This window comes from Filimonas effusa (assembly GCF_004118675.1).
Taxonomy (GTDB): Bacteria; Bacteroidota; Bacteroidia; order Chitinophagales; family Chitinophagaceae; genus Filimonas; species Filimonas effusa.
On sequence record NZ_SDHZ01000003.1, the window covers coordinates 266,738 to 293,329 of the forward strand.

The 26,592-nt window shown below is 47.7% G+C and carries 25 protein-coding genes; 16 read left to right on the forward strand and 9 right to left on the reverse strand.

Annotated features, from left to right (window positions below; translation table 11 throughout):
* The first annotated feature begins 42 nt into the window (after window positions 1-42).
* Complete coding sequence (gene tsaE / locus ESB13_RS18995) at window positions 43-456, forward strand: tRNA (adenosine(37)-N6)-threonylcarbamoyltransferase complex ATPase subunit type 1 TsaE (protein WP_129005269.1); 414 nt, start codon at window positions 43-45, stop codon at window positions 454-456.
* Between the two features lie 46 nt (window positions 457-502).
* On the forward strand, window positions 503-1,717 hold the full coding sequence (locus ESB13_RS19000; RefSeq protein ID WP_129005270.1) for an alanine dehydrogenase: 1,215 nt from the start codon (window positions 503-505) through the stop codon (window positions 1,715-1,717).
* 188 nt (window positions 1,718-1,905) lie between these two features.
* Here the strand turns inward: ESB13_RS19000 and dnaX are convergent, their stop codons facing one another.
* Window positions 1,906-4,056, reverse strand: a complete 2,151-nt coding sequence (gene dnaX / locus ESB13_RS24100; RefSeq protein ID WP_246022628.1) for a DNA polymerase III subunit gamma/tau — start codon at window positions 4,054-4,056, stop codon at window positions 1,906-1,908.
* A 156-nt stretch (window positions 4,057-4,212) separates the two neighbouring features.
* Here dnaX and ESB13_RS19010 point away from each other — a divergent pair, with 156 nt between their 5' ends.
* Complete coding sequence (locus ESB13_RS19010; RefSeq protein WP_129005271.1) at window positions 4,213-5,292, forward strand: MBL fold metallo-hydrolase; 1,080 nt, start codon at window positions 4,213-4,215, stop codon at window positions 5,290-5,292.
* Here the strand turns inward: ESB13_RS19010 and ESB13_RS19015 are convergent.
* From ESB13_RS19015 to dnaB, 4 genes are read right to left on the reverse strand one after another with little or no spacing between them, the layout of a single operon-like run.
* Window positions 5,246-6,424: a hypothetical protein gene (locus ESB13_RS19015; protein WP_129005272.1), complete on the reverse strand. Its 1,179-nt coding sequence runs from the start codon at window positions 6,422-6,424 to the stop codon at window positions 5,246-5,248. The two genes, ESB13_RS19010 and ESB13_RS19015, sit on opposite strands and share 47 nt — an antisense overlap.
* 33 nt (window positions 6,425-6,457) lie before the next feature.
* Window positions 6,458-8,065, reverse strand: coding sequence for a L,D-transpeptidase family protein (locus ESB13_RS19020; protein ID WP_129005273.1), 1,608 nt, complete (start codon window positions 8,063-8,065; stop codon window positions 6,458-6,460).
* Between the two features lie 28 nt (window positions 8,066-8,093).
* A complete protein-coding gene (locus tag ESB13_RS19025; RefSeq protein WP_129005274.1) occupies window positions 8,094-8,792 on the reverse strand; it encodes an RsmE family RNA methyltransferase in 699 nt (232 codons plus the stop codon).
* Window positions 8,793-8,802: 10 nt separating this feature from the next.
* Complete coding sequence (gene dnaB / locus ESB13_RS19030) at window positions 8,803-10,458, reverse strand: replicative DNA helicase (RefSeq protein WP_129005275.1); 1,656 nt, start codon at window positions 10,456-10,458, stop codon at window positions 8,803-8,805.
* Window positions 10,459-10,966: 508 nt separating this feature from the next.
* Here dnaB and lpxA point away from each other — a divergent pair.
* The 3 genes from lpxA (at window position 10,967) to ESB13_RS19045 (ending at window position 14,247) form a co-directional block, all read left to right on the forward strand.
* Complete coding sequence (gene lpxA / locus ESB13_RS19035; RefSeq protein ID WP_129005276.1) at window positions 10,967-11,761, forward strand: acyl-ACP--UDP-N-acetylglucosamine O-acyltransferase; 795 nt, start codon at window positions 10,967-10,969, stop codon at window positions 11,759-11,761.
* 9 nt (window positions 11,762-11,770) lie between these two features.
* Entirely contained in the window at window positions 11,771-12,475 is a 705-nt protein-coding gene (locus tag ESB13_RS19040; protein ID WP_129005277.1) for an ABC transporter ATP-binding protein, read from the forward strand.
* Between the two features lie 128 nt (window positions 12,476-12,603).
* Window positions 12,604-14,247: a pyruvate dehydrogenase complex dihydrolipoamide acetyltransferase gene (locus tag ESB13_RS19045; protein WP_129005278.1), complete on the forward strand. Its 1,644-nt coding sequence runs from the start codon at window positions 12,604-12,606 to the stop codon at window positions 14,245-14,247.
* A gap of 189 nt (window positions 14,248-14,436) precedes the next feature.
* On the opposite strand, the gene ESB13_RS19050 is transcribed toward ESB13_RS19045, so the two are convergent.
* Window positions 14,437-15,183 (reverse strand): hypothetical protein, encoded by a 747-nt coding sequence (locus ESB13_RS19050; protein WP_181955313.1) that lies wholly within the window; start codon window positions 15,181-15,183, stop codon window positions 14,437-14,439.
* Between the two features lie 135 nt (window positions 15,184-15,318).
* Between ESB13_RS19050 and ESB13_RS19055 the strand changes: the two genes are divergently transcribed.
* The 6 genes from ESB13_RS19055 (at window position 15,319) to ESB13_RS19080 (ending at window position 19,765) form a co-directional block, all read left to right on the forward strand.
* Window positions 15,319-16,755 carry a hypothetical protein gene (locus ESB13_RS19055; RefSeq protein WP_129005279.1) on the forward strand — a complete coding sequence of 479 codons (1,437 nt, stop codon included), beginning with the start codon at window positions 15,319-15,321 and terminating at the stop codon, window positions 16,753-16,755.
* 174 nt (window positions 16,756-16,929) lie between these two features.
* The gene (locus ESB13_RS19060) at window positions 16,930-17,436 is read left to right on the forward strand and encodes a GbsR/MarR family transcriptional regulator (RefSeq protein ID WP_129005280.1); all 507 of its coding nucleotides are present in this window, start codon (window positions 16,930-16,932) and stop codon (window positions 17,434-17,436) included.
* A 67-nt stretch (window positions 17,437-17,503) separates the two neighbouring features.
* On the forward strand, window positions 17,504-17,872 hold the full coding sequence (locus tag ESB13_RS19065) for a CoA-binding protein (RefSeq protein ID WP_129005281.1): 369 nt from the start codon (window positions 17,504-17,506) through the stop codon (window positions 17,870-17,872).
* A gap of 364 nt (window positions 17,873-18,236) precedes the next feature.
* A complete protein-coding gene (locus tag ESB13_RS19070; protein ID WP_129005282.1) occupies window positions 18,237-18,710 on the forward strand; it encodes a ribonuclease H-like YkuK family protein in 474 nt (157 codons plus the stop codon).
* A gap of 82 nt (window positions 18,711-18,792) precedes the next feature.
* Entirely contained in the window at window positions 18,793-19,263 is a 471-nt protein-coding gene (locus ESB13_RS19075) for a hypothetical protein (protein ID WP_129005283.1), read from the forward strand.
* 34 nt (window positions 19,264-19,297) lie between these two features.
* Window positions 19,298-19,765: a hypothetical protein gene (locus ESB13_RS19080; protein WP_129005284.1), complete on the forward strand. Its 468-nt coding sequence runs from the start codon at window positions 19,298-19,300 to the stop codon at window positions 19,763-19,765.
* A gap of 107 nt (window positions 19,766-19,872) precedes the next feature.
* On the opposite strand, the gene yihA is transcribed toward ESB13_RS19080, so the two are convergent.
* Both yihA and gpmI read right to left on the reverse strand, forming a co-directional pair.
* Entirely contained in the window at window positions 19,873-20,529 is a 657-nt protein-coding gene (gene yihA, locus ESB13_RS19085; RefSeq protein WP_281275058.1) for a ribosome biogenesis GTP-binding protein YihA/YsxC, read from the reverse strand.
* Entirely contained in the window at window positions 20,522-22,051 is a 1,530-nt protein-coding gene (gene gpmI / locus ESB13_RS19090; protein WP_129005285.1) for a 2,3-bisphosphoglycerate-independent phosphoglycerate mutase, read from the reverse strand. Before gpmI ends, yihA begins: the two co-directional genes overlap by 8 nt.
* 135 nt (window positions 22,052-22,186) lie before the next feature.
* Between gpmI and ESB13_RS19095 the strand changes: the two genes are divergently transcribed.
* The 4 genes from ESB13_RS19095 (at window position 22,187) to ESB13_RS19110 (ending at window position 24,771) form a co-directional block, all read left to right on the forward strand.
* The gene (locus ESB13_RS19095) at window positions 22,187-22,570 is read left to right on the forward strand and encodes a DUF4783 domain-containing protein (protein WP_129005286.1); all 384 of its coding nucleotides are present in this window, start codon (window positions 22,187-22,189) and stop codon (window positions 22,568-22,570) included.
* Between the two features lie 77 nt (window positions 22,571-22,647).
* Window positions 22,648-23,511, forward strand: coding sequence for a carboxylating nicotinate-nucleotide diphosphorylase (nadC, locus tag ESB13_RS19100; protein WP_164974278.1), 864 nt, complete (start codon window positions 22,648-22,650; stop codon window positions 23,509-23,511).
* Window positions 23,512-23,600: 89 nt separating this feature from the next.
* On the forward strand, window positions 23,601-23,945 hold the full coding sequence (locus ESB13_RS19105; protein WP_129005287.1) for a translation initiation factor: 345 nt from the start codon (window positions 23,601-23,603) through the stop codon (window positions 23,943-23,945).
* A gap of 100 nt (window positions 23,946-24,045) precedes the next feature.
* Window positions 24,046-24,771 (forward strand): DUF4397 domain-containing protein, encoded by a 726-nt coding sequence (locus ESB13_RS19110; protein ID WP_129005288.1) that lies wholly within the window; start codon window positions 24,046-24,048, stop codon window positions 24,769-24,771.
* Between the two features lie 248 nt (window positions 24,772-25,019).
* Here the strand turns inward: ESB13_RS19110 and ESB13_RS19115 are convergent, their stop codons facing one another.
* On the reverse strand, window positions 25,020-26,474 hold the full coding sequence (locus tag ESB13_RS19115; RefSeq protein ID WP_129005289.1) for an NADP-dependent isocitrate dehydrogenase: 1,455 nt from the start codon (window positions 26,472-26,474) through the stop codon (window positions 25,020-25,022).
* Window positions 26,475-26,592: the final 118 nt, after the last annotated feature.

Below are 26,592 nucleotides of genomic sequence, written 5' to 3' on the forward strand. Positions count from 1 at the left end.
GGAAGCCTCCTTATCAGCAAATTCAAAACTAAATTTGCACCCATGGAACTAAATTATGAGCTGAGCCAGGCGGCCGATACTGCCGCCGCTATATGGGACCAATACGGGCAATATTCCGTTTGGGCCTTTCATGGAGAACTGGGAGCCGGTAAAACAACCTTTATACATGCCCTCTGCTCCCTGCTCAATGTAAAAGATACTGTGAGCAGCCCCACCTTCGCACTCATCAACGAATACAGGAGCGCCAACCGGGGTAGTATCTACCATATGGACTGGTACCGCCTGAAAGACGAAGAAGAAGCCATACAGGCGGGTATCGAAGATTGCCTGTACAGCGGCAGCCTGTGCCTGGTGGAATGGCCCGAAAAAGCCGCCGGCCTCCTGCCCGACGATACGGTTCATATTTACCTGGAAACAACTGGCCCCCATACCAGGCGTATAGTGATAAATAACTGAGTTTCCTCAAAAAAATGTAGTTTTAATCTTATAACCGCATATTATCATGCCAGTAGGAAAGTCTATTGTGAGTACTTCTTTCAGTTACGAGACCTTTGAAGAGAAATTGGATATTAAACGGCAAGGCGCCAAGCTAACCATTGGCATACCTAAGGAAAACGCGCTGCACGAAAAACGTATTTCCCTGATACCGGAAGCGGTGGAAGTATTGGTGAACAACGGTCACGAAGTTATCATTGAACATAAAGCCGGTGAAGGCAGTAAATACAGCGATGGCGACTACAGTGAAGCCGGCGCCCGCATTGCCTACAGCAAAGAAGATGTATACAAAGCGCCGATGATCCTGAAAACGGCCCCCCTCACCGAAGACGACCTTCCTTTCCTGCAATTGAACCAAACGGTTATCTCCCCCATCCACCTGTCGATGCTCAAAAAACCATTGATAGAAAAGTTGATGGAGAAACGTATCACCGCCCTGGGTTTCGAACACCTGAAAGACGACAGCGGTACCTTCCCCATTGTACGCAGCATGAGCGAAATTGCCGGCAGCGCCGTCATGCTCATTGCCGGACAATACCTGGGCAGCCCCGATAATGGTAAAGGTGTATTGCTCGGCGGTATCAGCGGTATTCCTCCTACCAAAGTTATTATTATAGGAGCCGGCGTGGTAGGTGAGTTTGCCACCCGTACAGCCCTGGCCATGGGCGCATCCGTTAAAGTATTCGACAACAACGTCTATCGCCTGAAACGCCTTCAGAACAATCTTGGCGTGCGCGTATGGACCAGCGTTATAGAGCCAAAGATCCTGGCCAAACAACTGAAAACCTGCGAAGTTGCCGTAGGCGCCCTCAGCAGCGACAACGGCCGTTGCCCCATAGTGGTTTCCGAAGATATGGTCCGCGCCATGCGCGCCGGCAGCGTTATCATCGACGTAAGCGTCGACAGAGGCGGCTGCTTCGAAACCAGCGAAATAACCACCCACGAAAAGCCTGTTTTCATTAAACACGACGTCATACACTATTGCGTACCCAATATCCCCAGCGGATTTGCACGCACCGCCAGCCACGCCATCAGCAACGTGCTCATGCCGCTGCTCCTCCTGGCCAGCGACCAGGGCGGCTTCGACGATATGGTATGGCATAACTTCAACCTCCGCCACGGCATCTACCTCTACAAAGGCGCCCTCACCAACTTCTACATCAGTCAGCGCTTCAACCTCAAGTACACAGATCTGAATCTGTTGATCGCAAGCAGGAGATAGCGATAAAGGCAGAATGGTAAATTACAATAACAGGCTTAGGTTATATCTATTTTGCTAAAATAAATGCAGCTTTTGCTAAAAAAAGAGTCGGTTTGGGAAAGTATGCGACAAAGCTTCTTTAAAGCATCCTTAAAGCTTCTCAAAAGCATCTTTAAAAATGCTCGCTTTTTTAGCAAACTTTAGCATTCTTAATATGTATCCAAATCCAGCTTCAGCCGCTCTTTCAGCTCTTTTACCCAGGGATATTGGGAAACAATCCTTTCAAACCGCTGACGGCTGTTGAGAGATACGTTTGCCGGCTGCTCTTCCACCTCCCCTTCTTCCACTACAACATGGAAGGCGATAGAACGGTTATTGAATGCCCTTTGAATGGCATCGATAAGCATAATACGCTCCTGGTCAATAAAGTTCTGCTGGATAAGGGCGTTTACAACTACGCTGAAATGCACATCCGATTCCTGTACCATTTTACAGATCCGGAAAGTATTGGCGGCAGAGTGTTTTTGCTGTTTTTCAAGTTTATCGGCATATTCATCCCAAAGCACGCGAAGCTTGTCCATGTTTAAAGGCTCAGCCTCCTGCACTTCTTCTACCTGGTATTGATCGCCGTATTTATCTCTTAAAGCTTCGAGTAAAGATCGTTTGCTGCGCGGTGCATTACCTGCCGGCGCTGCCATTCCCGGGCCAGCGCCATAAGGCATTACCGGCTGGGCAGTCTGCAATGGCATTCCACCAGACATCATCGTGCCCTCACTGCCATAATAAGGTTGCCCTGATTCATTGACACTGTTTCCCGCCACATCATTGTTGATATAAAGCCTTGCTCCAGAACCGGCCGAACCAACAGCCCCGCCGGGTTGTCCGCCCATCGCAGCCTGATGACTACCCTGGAATCCATTACCGGATGCAACTCCCTGCTGCCCCCCATAACCACCCGGCGCCATTCCGCTACCTGCATTACCGGCGTAACTATTGCCACCTCCTGTGTTACCGGAATAGCCATTGCCACCTCCCGCATTACCGCCGGATGCCATTCCGCCCCCCGGATAAGCATTGCCTCCAATTGGCGCACCGCCACCGGAAGACATGTTCCCGCCAGCCATACTGCCACCGGCTGCATTGCCGCCAGGCGCGCCAGCTCCAGGCTTCTGCTGCAACGCAGCTATGCCTTTCATTTTAAGCGCTACCGGCCCGTCAATTCGCTTTTTTTTTACAACAGCGCCATTCTCTACCGATAACTCCAGCGCCTGTTGCAGGAAATTGAGTTTGATCAAACAAAGCTCTACATGCAGGCGCTTGTTACGCGCCATCTTATAATTGATCTCAGCTTCGTTCAGAATATTTAAAGCGCTTACCAGGTAAGCGGCATTCGCCTGTGCAGCAACACTGGTGTATTTAGACTGCATCCCTTCTACCACATCGAGCAGCGAAGCGGCACGCGCATCCTTACATACCAGCAGGTTACGGATGAATTCAGCAAAACCATTTAATACCAGGTCGCCTTCAAAACCTTTGCGGTTGATTTCATCATATAACAGCATCGCGCCGGCCAGGTCCTGTCGCATCAGGAAATCCAGCAAACGGAAGAAATAATCGTGATCCAGGATGTTTAAATGCTCCAGCGTATTATGATAGGTAACAGAGCCATTGGTAAAGCTCACGATCTTATCCAGGATGCTCAGCGCATCGCGCATACATCCTTCACTTTTCTGGGCAATAACCTGTAAAGCACCTTTTTCGGCCTTGATCTCCTCCTTCGTAACAATAGACTGCAGATGTTCTACCGTATCATTCCCCGTGATGCGCTTGAAGTCGAAGATCTGGCATCGCGAAAGAATGGTGGGTAATATCTTATGCTTCTCAGTAGTGGCCAGGATGAATATGGCATAGGATGGCGGCTCTTCCAGCGTTTTCAGGAACGCATTGAAGGCGCTGGCGCTTAACATGTGCACCTCATCCACAATATATACCTTGTACTTACCGGCCTGGGGCGCAAAACGCACCTGCTCAACCAGCGAACGGATATCGTCCACCGAGTTGTTACTGGCGGCATCGAGCTCGTGAATGTTCAGCGAAGTACCTTCATTGAAAGTACGGCAGGAGTTACAGGTGTCACAAGCCTCTCCATCGGGCTGCAGGTTCTCACAGTTGATGGTTTTGGCCAGAATACGCGCACAGGTGGTCTTACCTACCCCACGCGGACCACAAAACAAAAAAGCATGCGCCAGCTGGTTATGCTTGATCGCATTCTTGAGTGTAGTAGTAATATGAGACTGCCCCACCACCGTATCAAACGTCTGAGGGCGGTATTTCCTCGCCGAAACAATAAACTTATCCATACAGGCTGCAAGATACAAATACTACCGGGTAGCCCGAAATATGCCCCCGGAACTTGCTCTCAAATTATACACAAACCCGCCTTGCCGGACAGCTGCCAGTCCCCCTCTTTCCATCCTTCACCACCGGAGGTTCAAAAATAATATTACCTTGGTGGCATGTTCAAGGAATCATTCAGTGTGTTTGGAAAAAAACCGGCGGCTACCCATACAGGTATCCTCCAATCAAAACATTATAAAAAAGGAGCTTTCGAAAACCTGCACCCTACCCCACAACTGGCCGAAGGCGTAGGTTATGGTAAAGTTTTACGCCATATGCTGCGCAAGCAGAAAACAAGCATTCCGCCCGTACCCATGCCCGTGGTAAAACGGCATATCGATGAACGCCAGTCGGCATTCACCCTTACCTGGTTCGGACATTCCTCCTACCTCCTCCAGGTGAACAACCTGAACATACTGGTCGACCCGGTATTCGGGAAACGCGCCTCCTTTTCCAATGAAATAGGACCCGCCGCCTTCGCAGGAACCAGGGCCTATTCGGTTCACGACCTCCCGCCCCTCGACATCGTGATCATTACGCACGACCACTACGATCACCTCGAATATGAAACCGTTCAGCAACTGAAACATAAAGCAGAACACTGGTACACCTCCCTGGGCGTAGGCTCACACCTCGAGTTCTGGGGCATCTCCCCAAAAAGAACTACGGAACTCGACTGGTGGCAGCAGGTAAGTCTCGCCCCCGAAATAACATTAACGGCTACTCCTGCCCGCCATTTCTCGGGACGCGGATTGGTACGCAATAAAACTTTGTGGTCGTCTTTCGTGCTTAAAACACCCGCTTATAACATTTATATCGGGGGCGACTCCGGCTACGATACGCACTTTAAAGAAATAGGCGAACGCTTTGGCCCGTTTGACATCGCCATCCTCGAATGCGGCCAATACGATCCTTTCTGGCCCTATATCCATATGCAGCCCGAAGAAACCGTACAGGCCGCCAAAGACCTTAATGCCGCTGTACTATTGCCCGTACATTGGGGTAAATTCTCTCTCAGCGCCCACGCATGGGACGACCCTGTTAAACGCGTAACCAAAGCAGCCACCGCTCTACAGCAGCCCATAGCTGTTCCTATGATAGGACAACAGTTTACCCTCCAGGGGCCGCTGCCGGTTCAGCCATGGTGGCTTACTATGACTGGCGGTACTCCATCACAGGATGACGCTCAAAAGGAATAGCCTTATTAAGCATATAACGGTAGGTAACCATCCGGCGGCTTTGTGTTCCGCCAAGATGTTTGTAGATATTGATCATCTTGGGATTCCAGTCGCCGGACCAGCCCATTTCATAACGGTCGTACCAGCCCTTGCCCTGGATAAGCAACGCGCCTTCCTGGATCATGAATGTATCTATCCCAAGCGCCTGGTACTTGGGAACCACCCCAAAAGCCACACCAGTAAAAATGCGGCAGGCCCCGGTCTTCTTCATCCATAACAGGCGTAACTTCTGAATCAGCCCCAGCTTGCCGTTAAAATGACGGAAATATTCATTTAAGTCCGGGATATTGATCCACATGGCAATAGGCTCTTCTTTATAATATGCAAACCAGATAAGACGCTCATCCATTACAGGCTTCATCTTGTTAAAGAGCTTGATCACTTGCTCTGTGGTGATCTCTTTTGCCTCGCCATGCTGTGCCCACGCGGCATTATAAACAGTCGCAAATTCAGCTGCATGTTTCTCCATCTGGCGGATATCGATATGACGGGCAGCATAACCAGGCTTTGTCTTAAACTTGGCATGACGCTCGGCAAAACGCGGTGGCAACGGATCATTCACCATCATCGCGTAATAATACTGGTTGTAGAAATTCTGAAAGCCATACCCCTCGAACAAAGCCTCGTAATAAGGCGGGTTATACGACATGCCATAAATGGGCGCCTTTTCAAACCCTTCCACCATGAGTCCCCACCACTTATCGCGGTCGCCAAAGTTGATGGGGCCGTCCATAGCTTCCATCCCTTTGCTGCGCAGCCATTCGGCTGCCGCATCAAAAAGAAGATTGGCTGCTTCCTGATTATTGATGCAGTCAAAAAAACCGGCACCTCCCGTTGGAAAAGAGGTGCCGTTATTTACATATTTTGAATTGGTAAATGCTGCAATGCGCCCTATCAGTTCGCCGCTATCCGATTTTAATACCCACCTTTTCGATTCACCATACTTATGCTGCCTGTTGGTTAAGGGATCAAATACCTCGTTTACTTCTTTGTCCAGGGGACGAACATAGTTCTTGTTCCCCTTGTTCATCAATACGTTTACCTCTAAAAAATCTTTTGCTGTAGCCGCATTGTTAACTTCTGTCAGGCGCATTTCCAATGATTCTGTTTGGGCGAATATATGGATTTAACGCACAAACAACTTATCAGCCATTTTTTTATCGTGTCCGTAAATATCTTTCCTGAAATTGATCCTGCCATCGCCGTCTACCCACGAAGTAAAATAACAGATGAATACCGATACCGGGTTCTTCACCGTTACCCATTTTTCCTTGGTGCCATGCATAGCACTGTCAATCTTCGTTTCCGTCCATTCCGGCTGATCCTGCAGCAGGTATTGCGCCATTTTAGCCGGTTCGGCTATACGTATACAACCATGGCTAAAGCTGCGGTTGGCGCGGTTAAACAGCTCCCTGTTAGGCGTATCGTGCAGGTAAATATTATAGTTGTTGGGGAAAAGGAACTTCACCAGCCCCAATGAATTCTGAGGCCCCGGCTTTTGCCTTACCACCGGCAGGCCGCCTTCGGTACCAGTGATCTCCATGTTCTGACGGGCCAGGTAATTGCTGTTACGGTTCATCCCCGGCACAATCTCTTTACGCACGATACTCGAAGGCACATTCCAGTAAGGCGCAAATACCACATACTTCAGGCGGCCATTGAAAATAACGGTGCTGTTGCCTTCGGTGCCAACAATCACATTCATCTCAAAAGCCTGGTTGCCTTTCTCGTAAACATGCAATTTATACTCAGGAATATTTACAAGTATATAAGAAGAATCTTTGCCGCTGGGCAGCCATCGTACCCGCTCCATATTTATCAGGATCTGTTTGATACGCTGGTCAATAGGAACGTTTAATTCATTGATGACACCCTGCGATAATTTGCCGTCTACCGTTAATCCCATACGCTGCTGGAAAACCTTTAAAGCATCGGATAAAGAAGCATCAAACGCAGCGCCATTGCTGTCTGCAGCCGCCATATCGCCCAGTGCCTGTAAACGTTGCTTTACCACCACCAGTACGGTATCCGTATCGCCTTGTTTAAGCGTCTTCTTTATACGTGGAATAGAATCCCAGCGTGTGTCTTTCTGTATCTTATCATACTTCGCAAGAAACGATTGCAGCTCATTGTACTGCGGATTCAGCGGGGCATAGTCCGTTCCCTTTTTGCCCTTGGTTTTAATAACGGAATCAAGTACCGCAGTAAGATCTATTTTCTTACGCGGAATGAACCAGCCCAGTTCCGATACATCAAGCTCACTGCCTTCATATACTTTAGAAGCATATTTAAAGAACTGACCGGTAAGATACAGCTCAGTCTTAAGCAGCTTCGCACGATCCTGCATATGCGACGAATCTTTGGTGAAATCGGTATACAGCTTCTCAAGTTGTTTGCTGTACAGGCTGCTGTCCTTCAGCTCTTCTACGGTACTCGATAACAGGTTGAGGAAGTTACCCGCCTGCTCGGCAATACCGGAGCTGTCGAACCACGCATACTCATAGTTGCGATGTTTGTAGAAATCGGAATACGATCCCGCATAGGGCTTGAACACCGTATCGCTTTTCAGGAACGCATCGATCTGCGTACTGTCGAGGAACAGGTTGTTGAACGAAGTTTGCCTGGTGATGGTAGTATCTCTTACAATCGGCTTTTTTTCTTTCTTCTGGTTGCCGCAAGCCCACCATCCGGCCATTGCCAGGCCTGTTAAGACATAGTAGAAGCATTTCTTCATGGTTATCCCGGTTTTTTAACGGTTAAGATCATTGATTTACCAGCAGTGCCGCCGCTACAACACCTGCCGTCTCTGTTCTCAGCCGGGTTACCCCGAGTGATACAGGTTCAAAGCCGTGCTGAAGGGCTTCTGTAATTTCAGAAGATGTAAAATCTCCTTCTGGTCCAATCAAGATAAGCACATCCTGTGCCATTTTTAACTGGGAAATATTGCTTTTTTGAAACGTTTCGCAGTGAGCTATAAGCTTTTGGGAGTAAGAGAACCGGCCAATAGCCTCCGGATAGGCAATAGGCTCATGTAATATGGGCAGCCACAGCTGCTGGCTTTGTAACATGGCCGATATTAATATATGTTGCAAACGATCGAAACGGAAATGCTGTCGCTCCGTGCGCTTGCATAACAGGGGGATTATTTCGCTGACACCCATCTCAGTGGCCTTCTCCAGGAACCACTCGATACGATTGGCATTTTTTAATAATGAAATGCCAACCGCAACCTTACGCAATGGTTTTTCGGAGAAACCCGAACCGTTGATCTGTACCTGGCAGGTCTTTTTATCCGCAGCTTTTATATTGGCGGCAAACCAGTGGCCTTTACCATCGGTAAGCATCACCGCTTCACCTTCACGCATGCGCAATACCTGCACTATATGTTTCCGGCTTTCCTCACTTAGTTCATAAACAGAGACACCCGGTATAATATCTGGTTCAAAAAAATAGGGAGCCATTCCTTAACAATTAAAACGGAGCATCATTTTCTAAGCCATCGTCGAATTCGCCGCTGTTCATACGGCTGCCTTTTTGAATAAAGAAACGGCCGCCATCATCGTTGCCGCCGCCATTGCCGGCATCATTGCCACCGGCGCCACCAGGTCCTAACGGCTTCCAGGTATTTCCACCGCCAGCATTGCCGCCGCCCTGGAATCCGCCACCGCCGGAGAATCCACCGCCACCGCCAAATCCGCCGCCGCCATTCTCATCCTCATCCCACTCATGGAAACGCTGGATAGCCAGGTTTGCCCGCAACTTAATGGTTTCAAGTGAACCGTTACGGTGTTTAGCTATACGCACGTGCGTTTCACCACGCGTACTTTCGCCCATCTCATTGTTCATTACCTCATAGTATTCCGGACGGTAAATGAACATTACCATGTCCGCATCCTGTTCAATCGCACCCGATTCACGAAGGTCACTCAACTGGGGCATCTTACTCTCCTTACGCGTTTCTACCGCCCGGCTTAACTGGCTCAGTGCAATGATAGGCACCTGTAATTCCTTTGCCAGCATCTTCAACGTACGCGAGATGGTACTGATCTCCTGTTCCCTGTTCCCTCCCTTATCTCCGGTGCCGCTCATCAGCTGCAGATAGTCGATAATGATGAAGCCTACATGGTTCTTGTTTACCAGCCTTCGCGCTTTGGCCCGGAATTCAAAGATGTTAAGGGCCGCAGTATCGTCAATAAAAATATTTGCCTGTTCCAGTTTTTTGATCCCCTTGGCATGCAGTTGCTGGTATTCGTAATCTTCCAGCTTACCCCGCGATATCTTCTCCATCAATATCTCGCTCTCCGCCGATAAAATCCTTTGTACCAGCTGAGCCGCACTCATCTCCAAGGAAAAGAAAGCCGTCGCAGTAGGACGTGTAGGGTTCAATGCCGCATTCCGCGCAAGGTTCAGCGCAAACGCCGTCTTACCTACCGCAGGACGTGCCGCCAGGATGATAAGATCCGATTTCTGCCAGCCATAAGTGACCCTGTCTAGCGTAGGAAAACCACTTGGCACACCGGAAATATCGTCGGTACGGTTCCGCAGTTCGTCAATACGGTTAATTGCTTCCGCAAGCGCACTGCTCATTTGTTTATAGTCCGTTTTAAGGAAGTTGTTCGTGATCTTGAAGATCTTGTCTTCCGCCTCATCCATCAGGTCAAACACATCCGTGCTGTCTTCATAAGCCTCACCAATGATCTCACCGCTGATACGTATAAGCTCGCGCTGTATGAACTTCTGTAACACAATACGAGCATGCGTATCGATGTTCGCAGTAGATACAACCGAATTCGTAAGCTTCGTGATATAGTACGGACCACCAACCATCTCCAGCTCCTCCTTCGACTTCAGTTCCTCCACCACCGTAAGTATATCGATAGGAAAGTTTTTCTGAACCAGGCTCTGGAATGCCCGAAAAATACGCTGGTGCGCATCTACATAAAAACAATCAGGCCTCAGGATCTCCGCGACCGCATCAAACGCACTCTTTTCCAGCATTACACCACCCAGTACCGCCTCTTCCAGTTCCCTGGCCTGTGGCGGCACTTTGCCATACACCATGGTACTGAGGTCTACTGAAGGCTTACGCCGGTTTTTCCGGTCTTTATTTAGGTTGGTTAGATCCATTTCACAAACAATTCTAGGGCATTAGTAATCATAAACCAGGTCATCCTTTTAACTGCAAAACGCCGCTTCCCCGGGTCATTCCCCCCATTAAAACGGCTCCGGCGTCACCTCCCGCTGCCAGCTTCCATTCGTCCGCCTGCCATCAATTCAGATAAAGGACGGCGAATATAATAGCAGATTAATTGCCGCAAAGAATTTTCTGCTTCTATTATTTGAACTATTTCAATGCACAATTATTCCACGCCTATTCCCTGGTTTTGCACAGAAAAGTAGGTTTATCCAGCTTATTTCGCATGTTTTACACAATTTACAATAATTTTCCCCTCTCTGCGCCATCGTAATGCACACTTGATGTGCGTAAAGATTTTAAGGTTTTTTAAGGAATAAAACACCCATTTTTCGTAAATAAGAAAAGAACTAATTGTCCAATACTCCTATTTTTGCGCAGCCCATAAGCTCCCCTGGGGGCTTTTAATTTTACTATTAATACAAAGATTGAGTGACAGGCATGATTCACCCTCATACATATATACACCCCAATGCGAGGCTGGCGGAAAACGTTAAAGTGGACCCATTTTCTGTCATCCATCAGGATGTGGAAATAGGCGAAGGCACCTGGATTGGCAGTAACGTAACCATTATGGAAGGCGTTCGTATAGGCAAAAACTGCCGCATCTTCCCCGGAGCCGTATTGGGTGGCGTCCCCCAGGATCTCAAGTACAAGGGCGAAAAAACCATGGTCGAAATTGGCGACAATACCACCATCCGTGAATTTGTTACCATCAACAGGGGCACCAGCGACCGCTGGAAAACTAAAGTTGGCGACAACTGCCTCATCATGGCCTACACTCACATCGCCCATGACTGTATTATCGGTAACAACTGTATCATGAGCAACAGCGTTCAGTTGGCAGGTCATGTGGTACTGGGCGACTGGGCCTGGATTGCAGGTGTTTGCGCCGTTCACCAGTTCGTTAAAATCGGGCAACACTCCTATATCGGCGGCGGCAGCCTCGTTAGTAAAGACGTTCCTCCCTTCATCAAAGCAGTACGCAGCCCGCTTAGCTACGGCGGCGTGAACAGCGTAGGGCTTAAACGCAGGGGATTCGATCTTGAAAAGATCAATCATATTGCCGATATCTACCGTATTATTTACAACAAAGGCCTCAACACCTCCCAGGCTATGGAATACATAGAGGAAGAACTGCAGGCTACCGACGAACGCGATGATATCCTCGCTTTTATCCGCGACAGCGGACGTGGCATCATCAAAAGATATGCTGGCGGCGGCGACGAAGACTAAAACAGGTATATGAACATTCAATTAACTGATGCCGGCAAACGGTTCAACAGGGATTGGATATTCCGCCATATCAACTTCACATTCGAAGCAGGGCAGCGGTATGCCATTACCGGCCCCAACGGCAGCGGCAAAAGCACTCTATTGCAAGTGCTCGCCGCAAGCATGGAGCCCAGTGAAGGTAAATGCCGCTGGTTTAACGATATGCCGGCCATTTCCGGCAGCAACACAACCATCAGCGGAGCCGCAGCAAACACACCCGGTAACATCACTGCAACAGGGCCTGCGGAAACAAAACCCGTTGAAGCCGATCACGTATTCCGGTACCTCACCTACGCCGCTCCCTATCTCGATATTATCGAGGAAATGTCGGCCCTCGAATTCCTGCGCTTCCACAGCAGTTTTAAGCCCTTTCAGGACGGTATCACACCCGAAAAGATCATTACCCTGCTATCACTCGAAAAAGCCGCACATAAGCAGATAAGATATTATAGCAGCGGTATGAAACAACGCCTCAAACTGGGTCAGGCCATTTTTGCCGGCTCTCCATTGTTATTATTAGATGAACCCTGCACCAACCTCGATGCAGCCGGGTATGCTTTGTACCATCAGCTCATAACAACATACACCGCCGGAAAAACAATAGTAGTAAGCAGCAACGACCCGCAGGAATATAGTTTTTGCCAGCATCATCTTTCCATCCTCGACTATAAATAGCGCTTCAGCAAACGCAGCACGCTGATATTAACACGCCGCGTAAACATTTCCCCGGCGCTAAATCGTAATTCGTAAGGCATTTTGCTGTAATTTCACGGCTCAATTTTTAAACGAGCAACCGATATATTATGGCCGAAGTGATTTTAATGCCTCGCCTGAGCGATACCATGACCGAAGGTGTTATCGCAGCATGGCACAAAAAAGTGGGCGATACCGTTAAGAAAGGAGATCTGTTAGCTGAAATTGAAACTGACAAAGCTACCATGGAACTGGAGAGCTACCAGGAAGGTACTTTACTACATTTAGGCGCAGACAACGGTGGAAAATTACAGGTTAACGACCTGCTGGCGATAATAGGAAACCAGGGAGAAGATATCAGTTCTCTGCTATCTCAGCACGGTGGCGGCGCAAGCCAGCCTGCTGCTGAAAACAAAGCGCCGGAAGCAACTCCTGAAGCCAAAGAAAACAAGTCCGAAGAAAGCCAGCCCGCAGCCAGCACCGCTAATGCAGAAGAAGTTGTGCTCATGCCAAGGCTTAGCGATACCATGACCGAAGGCGTTATCGCCTCCTGGCAGAAAAATGTAGGCGACGCCGTTAAAAGAGGCGATATCCTGGCCGAAATAGAAACCGATAAGGCTACTATGGAGCTGGAAAGCTATAAAGACGGTATCCTGCTTCACCAGGGCGCAAAACCAGGTGAAAAAATTCAGGTCAACGACCTGCTTTGCATTATCGGCAAAGAAGGCACCGACGTTCAGGCCATCCTCAATGGTCTTAAAAGCGGCGGCACTGCACCCGCAGCTGCTCCTAAAGCAGAACAGCCTAAAGCAGAAAGCAATGCTCCTGCCAGCGCTCCCGCAGCACAAAGTGGCGGTGCAGCTGCTCCCCAGGTAGTGAACGAAGGACGCATCTTCGCTTCCCCGCTCGCTAAAAAAGTAGCAGAAGAAAAAGGCATCGACCTCAAATATGTAAAAGGTAGCGGCGACAACGGTAGGATCGTTAAAGCCGACATCGAAAACTATAAACCCCAGGCTGCTCCGCAACAGGCGCCTGCGGCTAAATCTGCAGCCCCTGCAGCTCCTGCCGGACAAGTTAGCTTCGACGAGATCCCCGTATCGCAAATGCGTAAGGTGATCTCCAAACGCTTGAGCGAAAGCAAATTCGGCGCTCCCGAATTCTATGTGACCATGGTAATTGACATGGACGCCGCCGTAGCTGCACGTACGAAGATCAATGAAAACGCTAAGGTGAAAGTAAGCTTCAACGACCTCGTGCTGAAAGCCGTAGCTTTATCACTGAAACAACATCCCGCTATCAACAGCAGCTGGCTGGGCGATAAGATCCGTATCAACCACCACGTAAACATCGGTGTAGCCGTTGCAGTTGACGAAGGATTACTGGTTCCTGTAGTACGCTTCGCCGATACTAAAACCTTAACCCAGATCAGCTCCGAAGTGAAAGACTTCGCTCAGAAAGCAAAAGATAAAAAACTGCAGCCTTCTGATTGGGAAGGAAGCACCTTCACCATCTCTAACCTGGGCATGTTTGGCGTAGACGAATTTACTGCCATCATCAACCCACCGGATTCCTGTATCCTCGCTGTAGGCGGTATCAGCAAAGTTCCCGTTGTTAAAAACGGACAGGTGGTACCAGGCAATATCATGAAAGTAACGTTAACCTGCGACCACCGCACTGTTGACGGCGCTACAGGTGCTGCCTTCTTACAAACCGTTAAGAACTACCTCGAAGAGCCACTGAGAATGCTCCTCTAAGGTTATAAAAGCATATAAAAAAAGCCTCCTTTCCACGGGAGGCTTTTTTTATACCACTCCTCAACGCCTTTAGCACAGCTTTCCTCTCTCATCCACAGCTATAACCTCAAAAAAGAAGCTGCATCGTATTACTACGATACAGCTTCTCTTTATTTATATGCTTTAGTGCAGAAAACTATTCCGCATTAATTAATCTTCGTCTTCATCATCGTCGTCGTCGTCATCTTCATCGTCAACCAACGCATCATCATCGTCTTCTTTGTCAAAATCTTCATCGAAGTCGTCATTAGCCTCAGGTGTTTCTACCGGAGGTACCACTTCTTCTTCAGGCTCTGTCACCTCTGGCTCCTGGCCAAATAAGGTCGATGGTAATTGCTCCTCAACTACAGGATTAGGCGTAGTTACAGGTATTGCCTTAGCAGGCTTTTTGGGAGCTATTTTCTTTGGAATTGCTTTTTTGGGAGCAGCTTTCTTCGGAGCTACACTTTTCACAGCTTTTTTAGGAGCAACCTTCTTGGGAGCCGCTTTTTTAGGGGCAGCCTTTTTAACGATGGTTTTTGCCGCTTTTTTGGGAGCTATTTTTTTGGCTGCCTTTTTAGGTGCAGCTACTTTTTTGGGAGCAGCTTTTTTAACTACTTTCTTGGCTGCTTTTTTGGGGGCAGCCACTTTTTTAGGAGCTACTTTTTTCGCCGCCTTTTTAGGAGCAGCTACTTTTTTGGGAGCAGCTTTCTTAACTATTTTCTTTGCAGCTTTCTTAGGAGCGGCAACTTTCTTAGGAGCTACTTTTTTCGCCGCCTTTTTAGGTGCAGCTACCTTTTTAGGAGCAGCTTTTTTAGGGGCAGCTTTCTTTACAGCCTTTTTAGGAGCAGCTTTCTTAACCACCTTCTTAGGGGCGGCTTTCTTAGGTGCAACCTTTTTTTTATTAGCTTTTGCCATGGGATTAGTTATTTAGTAAGAATGATTAGGAAAGTTAAATACAGATTCCCATATTCACTAACTTAATATACACATTTTTTTATAATCTTACACCCTTATACAAAAACCCTGTGCATACACGTTATGCAATTTACCATGCGTACCATAATCCTTCTACTCCTTTTTACATCCGTGACCACTGCGTTTTCGCAGCAATTACAGGCCATCCACGGCTCTGCCTATGCAGGCAGTATGGCGCCCGACTACAACCCGGCAGGTATCTTGAATGCTCCCTATAAATGGGACCTTACTATCCTCGGTGTTCAGGGTAAAACAATGTCCAATGCATTTTACATCGAGCCGTACAGCTTGCTGTCAGCTGCCGATTCAGTATATGCGGTAAGTAAGAACGGTAACTTCAGACGCTATGCACACACTGCCGCAACAGTGAATCTGATGAACTTCCGTTATCAGATCAATGAGGTCTCCGCATTCAGCCTGGGCGCCAATATCCGCTCTTACAATCATGTTAGATCAAGCCCCGTAAACTGGCACGACAGCATGCTGTATGTCTATGAGTTTGCAGCACAGAACCAGCCAACCACTTCCTTATACGCAGCAACACAAAGCAGCGGCTGGCTCGAATTGAAGATGGGATACGCCAGGGTATTAAGCCAAACCTACGCAGGCCGCTGGCAGGGAGGCGTGCAATTGAAATTCATGCGCTCCCTGTCCGGAGCCCATGGCCGTTTGTCAAATATCAACTTTGAACCACGTACATCCCCCAACCCTTTCGTACCGTACGACTTTGCCCTTACCGCTGCCGATGCACGCTATGGCTATTCCAATAACTACGACCGCACCAATAACGATCAGTCGGCAGGCACCAACATCAAACAGTTCCTGAAAGGCATGAGCAACAGCGTAGGGTTAGACCTGGGCGTTGAATACATTCATTACTGGGAAAGCGATGCACTTTACCTCGAAAAACCACCCGCCCCGCACGACTATAACTGGAAATTCTCAGCCGCCCTGCTCGATATAGGCCGCAACACTTATACCTACGGCAAAGCCAGCGCACATGCCTCAGGAGCCAAAGACGGCACCTACGCCAGCAGCCTTCAGAATAAATTCAACGACCTGGAAAATATCAACCAGCTAAGCGATACCATTAAAAGCATTGCCGCCCGCTACGATACCCTGCGCGGCAATTTTTCAATAAACCAGCCCACCAGGCTGCTCATCAACTTCGATAAAAACCTCGAAAAAAATTTTTATGTCAATGCCGAACTCCAATGGAGTATCAGAAGTATCGACAATGTTGGACAACTGAATACTAAGGAGTTAACTACCTTTGCAATTACCCCGCGCTGGGAGAAAAAAGAATTGGGCGTATATCTCCCTGTTCAATATACGCTTGAACGTTCTGCATGGGTAGGACTGGCATTAAAAGCGGGGCCGCTGCTCGTAGGTTTACACAATCTCGGGTGGCTCCTGGGAAAGAAAAGTGTGCCTAATGGCGGCGGTTATGTAACATTGCAGATCAGACCGGGCAATAAAAAAGAAAAAGATGCCCCCTGTCCTGACTATTAGCCAGAAAAAGTTTATAATTTCAGTAAATCTTGAAATTTCAGAAATAGAGCCTGGCTTGGGACAGGAAATAAACTAGAAAACGAAAAAGCCGGAGACAGGAACACATAAAAACAGGAATCGATTGCTAAGGTTGCTTTACCATATTGAAGAAAGAACCCAGAAAAATTATTACGGATGAATTTGCAGGAAGCAAAACAACAATTTGTTCAAAGTTGGGGCGTTTTAGGAAGCCAATGGGGTATTAACCGAACGATGGCACAGGTACATGCACACCTGTTGATAGCAGAAAAACCACTTAGTACCGATGATGTGATGGAAGGACTCAATATCAGTCGCGGTAACGCCAATATGAACATTCGCGAACTGATGGATTGGGGGCTGGTTGACAAAGTAATTATCTCCGGCGACAGGAAAGAGTATTTCTCAGCAGATAAGGATATCTGGCGCGTAGCCACCCGCATTATTGCCCAGCGCAAAAAACGGGAGCTCGACCCCATGTTAAAGGTCCTCAACCAGCTGAATGAGGTGGAAGGCGATAAAAAAGATCCCGAAATAAAAGCTTTTACCGATGTAATTGGCGGTATCCGCAAGTTTGCAGGCCATGCCGAAAAAACATTGGATACTGTCATTAAAGCAGAAGAAAACTGGTTCCTGAACAGTTTTGTCAAACTGCTGAAATAATAAAGGCAAAAAGCAGGGACCAGGGCCGCCTTACCACATTTAGCACGTTGTTTGAAGTATACAAGGTATGCAAACACCAAAGAACACGCTGGTATTGGGCGCATCAACCAATCCGCAACGCTACAGTTTCCTGGCCATCAACAAGCTTGCAGCACACGGCCATCCGGTTGAAGCGATCGGGCTTAAAGAAGGCCATGTAGGCAACGTATCCATAAAAACAGGTCAGCCTCCCTTGCCAGATATCGATACCGTTACCCTTTACCTTGGAGCCGCTAATCAGCGCCCTTATTATGATTATATCCTCTCCCTGCGTCCCAAACGCATTATCTTTAACCCCGGCGCCGAAAACCCCGAACTGGAAGAACTCGCCGGACAAAACAAGATAGAGCCCCTGCACGCCTGTACCCTGGTAATGCTCAGCACAGGCCAGTATTAACCTGGCTCGGCCATCTCCCGGTAAACCCCATCCCGCGCCGGAATGCAGCAACGATCTACGAAAAAGTACGCTTTATATGTATACGATCAGTATAGGATCAGCATAACATTAGCATAAGACCAGTACACGCGCCTGCCGCCTTCCAGCCATACAATAGCACGCTATATATTCTATAAGGCCAAACCACTATAGCTGCATTAGCCTCTATAGGCCGGTATTGCACATTTTCAACCGATGTAAACACCCCGGTCAGGCTCGTTTTACGGGTGTGGGTGGATAAGCTGTTGAAAAATAACGTTCCCGTCATCTGCCAATCCCGTCGGTTACAGCATTTTATACGTAACTTCAAAAAACCTCATTACTTATGCGTTGGAGAAAATTCAATGGAGAAAGCATCCAGCTTCCCATCAAAGATGCAGTTGAAGAGGCTATTAAGAAAGAAACTGCCAAGGGAACACGCCTCAAAGTTTGCATCGGCACAGACAGCCAGGTTAAAGGAGAAGACACAGAATTTGCTACCGTGATCGTTTTCCTCAGGGAACGTAACGGTGGATTTATGTTCATCCACAACGACAAAACCCGCCTCAAGTACAACATCAAGGAAAGAATGCTGGTAGAAGTCGCAAAAAGCATTGAGATCGCCTATGAACTATGCAACCTGTTCATTGAGTACAATGTAGACATGGAAGTTCATGCCGACATTAACACCAATCCCCAGTTCAAAAGCAACGACGCCCTGCGGGAAGCCATGGGTTATATCCTGGGAATGGGATTCGCGTTTAAAGCCAAACCCGAAGCTTTCGCCAGCAGCTGCTGCGCCGATAAGGTCGTGAACTAAAAGGCTGCAAATTAAGTTTTCGTCTGCAAGCAACGCCTCATGTGATTTTGCCACCATAGCACGTAAATGCAAGCCAAATCACATGAAACACGTACTTGCAGCACCCCTTGCCTTCCTGTTACTGGCAGCCTGTAGTAAATCGCCGGCTACCCCGGAACAGCACTCCCTCGTTGGTACCTGGCAGGCAATAGGAGAACGCTCTCATAAAACCCTGGCAGAACCCGGCGGAATACGCTTTTATACCGAAAACCGGAACAGCTACCGCACTTTCATGGAACAACCCCGCATTTTCCTGGTGCATACCCGCACAGATACCACCGTGAAAATGAACTGGGCCCCGGTTCCACCTGCCGAAAATCGAATTTTGTCACGCTTCAATATCGGCCCTCTCGATGTACAGGTTTACCTGCGCTCAGGAATCGAATACAGCATCAGAAACGATACCTTGAGAACTTACGAACACGATTACACTACCGCCAGCGAAGTGCTCACCGAATTCTACTTTAAAAAAGTGCCTCCCCAGGTTGTAGCGTCATGGCTGAAAGGAAACTAACAACCAACCATTACAAACCAAAAACCATCATCATATGAAACCATTACTTGCGATAGCATTCTCATGCCTGCTCCTTGCATCGTGCAGTAAAGACAAATCACCCGTAACGCCGGCGCTCGATAACAGCCACCCCCTCATTGGAACATGGCAGCCAATAGGAGAGCTCAATACCCCGCAGGCGCCCCAATATGGCGTCGTATACTACTACCCCGAGAACGAACGCTCCTACATGACTTTTACGCAAAGCTATAAACTGTATATACGTAATTACAACTCGGCAACTGTATTCAAAACTATTTATAAGCTCATACCTCCCTTGGCAGCAGGCGGCGACACCACCCTCTCTATGGGAGAATATAACAGTGCCGATGTGCTGCCATCCCGCTATGTTTTTACCCACGACACCATGATCCTTTCAGGCGGAAGCACCATGGCGCCATACGTTGCGCACTATTATAAAAAGATCTCTTCCGACACCTCTTTACTACTGCAATCGAAATAGGTTCCTTCAGAACCACCAAAAAAATGGGGCTGACCACACAATGGTCAACCCCATTTTTTTTCAGCATTGATACCAACAAGGAAATTGCCAGCCCTCACAAAGGCTGCCTATACCCCTGTCGCTTCATCCTTGCCCAGGTTCATCCCGGCGATCTGGGTAAGGATCTCATCCTTACCTGTTTTTTTAGTGGCGCTGGTAACAACACTTGCCGGCAGGAACTGCCAGGTTTCACGCATGGCATCGAGAAATGCCTTTACATGACGCTCAACCACCGCAGGCTTTTCTTTATCGGCCTTGGTAAATACTATAGTGAAAGGCACCTCCCAGTGACCAAGCTGGTTCACAAATTCGAGGTCTATCTTCTGAGGCATGTGCCGCGCATCGATCAGTACAAATACATTCACCAGGTTCTCCCGCTTGCGCAGGTAACCCTCGATCATCTGCTCCCATCGCCTCCGGCTGCTCTGGTCTATTTTGGCATAACCATAACCCGGAAGATCCACAAGATACCAGCGCTCTACCGGACCTTTTTCACGCACGGAGCTCTCGATGGTAAAATGATTGATACTTTGTGTTTTACCAGGGCTCGCCGATGTTTTGGCGAGCTTCTGGTTATTACACAACATATTTATAAGAGATGATTTCCCGACGTTACTGCGACCTATAAAGGCATATTCAGGCCTGTCGGCCTTGGGACATTTGTCTACTGCTGGACTTGAAATAAGGTACGTTGCCTTTTTGATCTCCATATTCTGATTACTCACTGATTAAAACCTCTCCCGTCATCTCGGCTGGTATAGGTAACCTCAGCCAGTGCAGGATAGAAGGCGCAATATCGCCCAATTTACCGGGTTTTACAGTTCCTTTAAATTCATTGCTGATCACAAACAACGGTACCAGGTTGGTAGAGTGCTGTGTATTGGGACTTCCGTCTTCATTAACCATGTAGTCGGCATTGCCGTGGTCGGCAGTAAGGAAAACAGTATAACCATGCGGTAAAGCTGCAGAAACAATACGGTTCACGCAGGCGTCAACGGTTTCAACCGCTTTCACTACTGCAGGGAATACACCTGTATGGCCCACCATATCGGCATTCGCAAAGTTCAGGCAAATGAAGTCGGCAGACTCTGCTTCAATTTCAGGAACCAGTTTATCGGTCAGCTCTTTTGCACTCATTTCGGGCTGAAGATCGTAAGTGGCAACTTTGGGAGAAGGCGCCATAATACGGCTTTCACCTTCAAAAGTAGCTTCACGGCCACCGCTGAAGAAGAAGGTCACGTGGGGATATTTCTCCGTTTCTGCAATACGGATCTGCTTTTTGCCATTTGCAGCAAGCACCTCCCCTAATGTATTGTTCAGGTTATCGGTTTCAAAGATCACGTTTACATTACGGTAAGTTTTATCATACTCCGTCATGGTAGTATAATTCAACTGAAGCGTATGCATACCATGTTCAGGATGCTCTTCCTGTGTTAACACCTGCGTGATTTCACGGCAACGGTCGGTACGGAAATTAAAGCAGATCACCACATCGCCATCTTTAATGGTAGCCAGCGGCTGTTGATCGGAACCTATGATAACGGTAGGTAAGATAAATTCATCGGTTACATTCTGTGCGTACGACTGCTCGATAGCTGCCAGCGCATCGGTAGCTTTCACACCTTCGCCTTTTACCAGCGCATCATAAGCCAGTTTCACACGCTCCCAGCGTTTATCACGGTCCATAGCATAATAACGGCCGCTCACGCTTACAATTTTACCTACAGACTGGTTCAGGTGTTCCTGTAAACCGGTGACATAACCCAAACCGCTCTTTGGATCGGTATCACGTCCGTCGGTAAAGGCGTGAATATATACCTGCTCCAGGCCTTCTGCCTTACAGGCATCGCAAATGGCTTTTACATGGCTGGAGTGGCTATGCACACCACCATCGCTCACCAGGCCCAGCAGGTGTAAAGGTTTGTTATTGTTTTTGGCAAAACGGATAGCCTCCAGCAACTTGGGATTCTTTGCGAATTCACCGGTGCGGATAGCAACATTGATACGCTGCAACTCCTGGTAAACAATTCTGCCGGCGCCTAAGTTCAGATGCCCTACTTCACTGTTCCCCATCTGTCCGTCTGGCAAACCTACCTGCTCGCCACAGGTAACCAGTGTTGCATTAGGATATTTACCATATAAACTGCTGACAAAAGGAACATTGGCATTTTGAATTGCATCAGCTGTCTTAACATTTCCGAGTCCCCATCCATCCATGATGACGAGTATTGCTTTCCTGTTTTCCATGTGATAAAACTACGCTAAGTTTAAATAATTACAAGAATTTCGAATAAGGGCTTAACTTTAAGCCCGTTTTAACGCTACCAAAACTGGCACATTTTTGGCGCAGTATCCAATGATAAAAATCATTTAACCTTCAATATGAAAAGATTATTGCTGATGGCAGGCTTAGGTTTCATCCTTCTGTCATTCAAAGCGGTGAGTGGAGATCCTGAGAGTATCATCAGTGCTTTAAAACAAGGCAATGCAGAACAACTGAGCCAGTTTTTTGATAATATCCTGGATATTAAGCTTCCTGAAAAAGATGAGATCAAGAACGTAGGTAAGAACCAGGCTGGTATTACCTTAAAGAACTTCTTCTCCGAAAACCGCGTCAAAGGCTTCGAACTTACTTCGCAACGCGAAATGGGCGGAACCATGTACATGACCGGTAAATTACAGTCCTCGGGTAAAAGCTATAATATTACACTGATGATGAAATCAAAAGGCGACAAAACCTCCATCATTACCGTCCGGATCAATTAAGATCCACTGAAAATAATAGCTAAGTCCTGCACGAAAGCAGGACTTTTCTTTTTTCCTCATTTCCTACCTTTGAAACTATGATAGCACACTTTGATGAACAGCTCGACCATTTAATCCGCGAGGCGTTAAGGGAAGATATAGGCAGCGGCGACCATTCAACGCTTAGCTGTATTCCGGCAGGACAACAGGGCAAAGCCGTTTTAAAGATCAAACAAGACGGTATTCTCGCCGGCGTAGACGTGGCTCATTCCATTTTTACCCTGGTGGAACCTTCCAGCGATATACGTGTATTTAAACATGATGGCGATACCATGACGGCAGGAGAACAGGCTTTTGAAGTAAAAGCCTCCATTCATACCATCCTGAAATGTGAACGGCTGGTATTGAACTGTATGCAGCGTATGAGCGGTATTGCAACCTTAACACGCCGCTATACCAGCCAGCTGCAGGGATATAAAACCCGCCTGCTCGATACGCGTAAAACCACTCCCAACTTCCGCCTCCTCGAAAAAGAAGCAGTACGTATTGGCGGCGGTACCAATCACCGCTTCGGCCTTTACGATATGATCATGCTGAAAGATAATCATATCGATTTCTGCGGCGGACTGGAACCGGCAATTGAAAAAGCATGGTCCTACGTTCAAAAGGAACAGCCCGAACTGAAAATAGAGATCGAAACCCGCAGCCTCGATGACGTAAAAACAGTGATTGCAGCAGGTAAAGGCAAGGTTTTCCGTATTATGCTCGACAACTTCACTCCCGAACAGGTAGCAGAAGCTTTGCAGTTGATCGGTGGCGCATTTGAAACCGAAGCCAGTGGCGGTATTAACCTCAGCAACATTGTAGATTACGCAAAAACAGGCGTAGACTATATAAGCGTAGGCGGCTTGATACACCAGGCGCAAAGCCTGGACCTGAGTCTGAAAGCAGTTATTGTTTGATAAAACACAACAGCGTGTCACAACAGGGCCAACGCCAACGACCGCATACCAACCGCTTTTAGAATTCTTTAACAAAAGCACACACTCGTATGTCGAAAAAAAATAAACCAGACAATAACGGCTTCGTATATAGTACCAACCCCGACTTCCGGTTCGAAGACGAAACGCCTTCCGAAGCAGAAACCCTGCCTCCAGCTCAGCAAAAACTGCGTGTCAGGCTCGACACCAAACAACGTGCAGGCAAAGCGGTGACACTGGTAACCGGGTTCATTGGCACCCAGGATGATCTTGAAACACTGGGTAAACAATTGAAAAACTTCTGCGGTACCGGCGGCGCCGTTAAAGACGGCGAAGCCATTATCCAGGGCGACCAGCGTGAAAAGGTATTACAGTGGCTGCTGAAGAATAATTACAAGCAATCTAAAAAGGTCTGATTCAACCATTAGCCCCTATAGCAGGAATTATTTTATACCGGAGCAACGTTTGCGAACATTCACACATCAGAATGACGGTATAAACCTTAATACTATTGACATGAAGCAAGTTCTGTTTATTGTGGTCGTATGTGTTCTTGCAGGAACTATCTTAACCAGTTGTAGTAAAAACGCCAGTTACACCCCGCCTCCCGATACAAAGGTTTCGTTTGCGAATCTTTCCGCCAGGCACCCCTCATTGGATTTTTATGGCGGCACCGCCCAAATTGTAAAAGTGGCGTCTGCTATTAACTACCAGTCTGTTTCAGGTTTTACAACTGCAGCAGCCACGCTTTATGGTGTTGTTGCCGATACAGCCGGACAAAGCGATAATAACCCTGTAATAGCGCAATTAACAACACTCGGCGGCGGAACCGCCAATACCGTCATCGTTGTAGATACATCATTACAGGCAACACGTGCCGTTATTACAACAGATTTTTTTACTACTGTATCAGCAGATTCTGCCCGCATCCGTTGCTTTCACTTTTCACCCGATGCACCAAAACTGGATTTCTATATCAGCAGCGTAACAACACCCGACTTTACACGCGACTTTCTGTTTCGTCAGAACAGTAACGAAAATGTGGCATCGCTTGCCTTCAAATATTACCTGAAAGGAGATTATGTGATCATTGCCCGCGAAGCCGGCACAAGCAATGAAGTGGCCAGGCTGCCGGTATCACTGGCAGGTACTAAACATTACACCCTGTACTCCTCCGGCTTCCTCAGTAAAGCAGGTACAGCCGAAGGCTTTAAAATAGGATTACTGTTACAGGACTTTTAACAGAATACACCTGTTGTTTGTAACAACGAAATCAAATAAGTCTCACAGCATAAGAATTCCCATAGAATAAAACGAGGCCGTATCATAAGTGCGATACGGCCTCGTTTTATTCGGGTACCTGATGGAGCCGGGTTCGCGTTTAAGCAATTCTCAGCGGCTATTTTTATTTATGACCCACCCTCTCCTTATTTTAACCCCGGATCCTAAACAAGCACCGGGCGATCATTCTTATAACTATTCCCTGGCAACTATTGTCCCTGGGCAAGACTATAACCTTTTTTATCACCAAACTGGTTCAGCAGTTCAAGAGAACAGATCTTGAAGTCGCCGCTCAGGCTAACATACAAACCTATTACATCCTGCTGGTTCAGTTCCAGGTCGTCTATCGATTCGAAACGTGCATTATACTGGTTTACCAGGTTGGTGAACTTGGAACCCGTAGGCCAAACCTGTGTACCCCTGTTGCTGATATTAACCAGGTTGAATTTAACGCCGGCATGACGCTGGCATTTCTTAGCGATCTCTTCAGGCTGCACATTGCTCTCGATGAACATATCAACACCAACTATCTTGTCGGAACCTGCTTCCGTACTTTCCATCATCGCATTCTTCTCCAGGTCCCACACAGTGCAGGTAGAAGGCTGATCAGACATGCTTGGTTTAGGATTGTTGGCAGGCTTCTTACCAAAGTTGGCGATGATAGCATTCGCAAACTCTGTTGTATTCAGGGAAGGCTTGCTGCGATCGCCAAAGTCACCGGTATGCACACCGCTTTCCAGCGTATATAACAATGCATTTTCTATAATCGAAGCTTTGTCGTACAAACCAAGGTGCTGTAACAAAGAAAGACCACTCAGCAGTAAAGCCGTAGGGTTGGCAATATTTTTACCTGCAATATCAGGAGCCGTACCATGTACCGCTTCAAAGATGCTGATATGATCGCCTACGTTGGCAGAAGGAGCAAAGCCCAAACCACCTACCAGGCCGGCGCAAAGATCGGATACGATATCACCTTGCAGGTTGGTAAGCACCACCACATCAAAAGTATCGGGGCGTGTTACCAGCTTCATACAAAGATCATCAACAATAACGTCATCGGCCTTCAGGTTGGGATAGTTCTTGGCTACTTCATAAAAGCACTCCAGGAAAAGACCATCCGTGATCTTCATGATGTTTGCTTTATGACCGCAGGTAATACGGCGTGCGCCTTTTTTGCTGGCCATTTCAAAAGCATATTTTATCACCTGCATACTTCCCGGACGGGTAATAAAACGGCGGCTGAGCGCTACGTCATGCGTAAGCATGTGCTCTACCCCACCATAGGTATCTTCAATATTTTCACGAACAATAGTAACATCGATGGGAATACCTGCTTTACTGAAAACAGTATCCACACCACTCAGAGTCTGGAATACACGCTTGTTGGCATAAGTGTTCCAGGTTTTACGGGCAGTAACATTAATACTTTTAACCCCTTTGCCTTTAGGCGTTTCCATGGGCCCTTTAAATAAAATGCCGAGGCTTTCGATCGTTTGCTGGGCTTCGGCGGTCATGCCATTGCTAAATCCTTTATCAAACACCCATTTTCCCATGTCTACGAACTCGTAGGTAAGAGGTACCTGTGCAGCCTGAAAAATAGAAAGAACAGCATCCATAATCTCCGGTCCAATACCATCGCCTTTTGCTACAGCAATTTTTGTCATCGTCCTGAATTTTGAGTTGTATAAATAGATTGAGTGGGGCAAAGGTACTATGGCGCGTCCATTTTACATATTAAAGAAAATGGAAAACGTACGATCCTGTAAATGCGGGAAAAAATGA